3 protein-coding genes are annotated in these 949 nt (G+C 68.7%); all 3 read left to right on the forward strand.

All coding sequences use genetic code 11. The features are described from left to right. Window positions 1-401 (forward strand): sulfurtransferase-like selenium metabolism protein YedF (yedF, locus tag ACT84W_RS08885; protein ID WP_444328952.1); only part of this gene is annotated, 401 nt, incomplete at its 5' end. A gap of 14 nt (window positions 402-415) precedes the next feature. Next, entirely contained in the window at window positions 416-664 is a 249-nt protein-coding gene (locus tag ACT84W_RS08890) for a DUF3343 domain-containing protein (protein ID WP_444328953.1), read from the forward strand. Further along, on the forward strand, window positions 661-949 hold a 289-nt coding region (locus ACT84W_RS08895; RefSeq protein ID WP_444328954.1), incomplete at its 3' end, for an aminotransferase class V-fold PLP-dependent enzyme. The genes ACT84W_RS08890 and ACT84W_RS08895, both read left to right, overlap by 4 nt.

A 949-nucleotide genomic window follows, 5' to 3' on the forward strand; every position in this document is an offset into this window, starting at 1 on the left:
TTCCCGAGGGGCTCTCCGTCGACGCCGGCGAGGCCGACGACGCCCAGTGCCTCGTCCCCGCAAAGAAGAACCTCGTGATCCAGGTGTCCTCCGACGCCATGGGCGCGGGCTCCGACGAGCTCGGCCGCAACCTCATGAAGGCCTTCATCTATGCCGTCACGCAGCAGGACGAGCTGCCCGCGACGATGCTCTTCTACAACGGCGGCGCGCACCTGACCTGCGAGGGGTCGCCCGCGCTCGACGACCTCAAGGCGCTCGCCGAGCAGGGTGTCGAGATCCTCACCTGCGGCACCTGCCTCAACCACTACGGCATCGCGGACAAGCTCGCGGTCGGCGAGGTCACGAACATGTACGTGATCTGCCAGAAGCTCGAGCAGGCCTCCAACATCGTCCGCCCGTAGCCTGGGGCTCTGTTATGCGCGTCAAGGTCGATTCGCTCGTCATAACCTTCCCGACCACCTCGGCCGCCATGGCCTGCGAGGAGTTTTGCGCGAAGAAGGACCTGCCCGGGCGCATGATCCCCGTGCCCGGGCAGATCTCTGCCGGCTGCGGGCTCGCGTGGAAGGTCTCGCCGGCCGACCGGCCGCAGATGGAGCGCGAGCTCGGCGCCGCGGGCATCGAGTGGAGCGGCATGGACGTCGTCGGTCTTTGGGATCTCGCATGACGAGACGTGAAGTGGTGTACCTCGACAACGCCGCCACGAGCCTCTGGCGCCCGCCGGAGGTCGTCGACGCCGTGTGCCGCGCGCTCACCTCGATGGGCAACGCGGGCAGGGGCGCCACCGCGGAGTCGCTCGACGCCGCGCGCGTTGTCGAGTCTTGCCGCGAGGAGGCCGCGCGGCTCTTCGGGTGCGGGCGGGCGGACCATGTGTGCTTCACCGCGAACTCCACCGAGGCGCTGAACATCGCGATTCAAGGCCTGGTAGGGGAGGGCGACCGCGTCGTCACGA

Source organism: Paratractidigestivibacter sp. (genome assembly GCF_052362415.1).
Classification (GTDB): domain Bacteria; phylum Actinomycetota; class Coriobacteriia; order Coriobacteriales; family Atopobiaceae; genus Paratractidigestivibacter.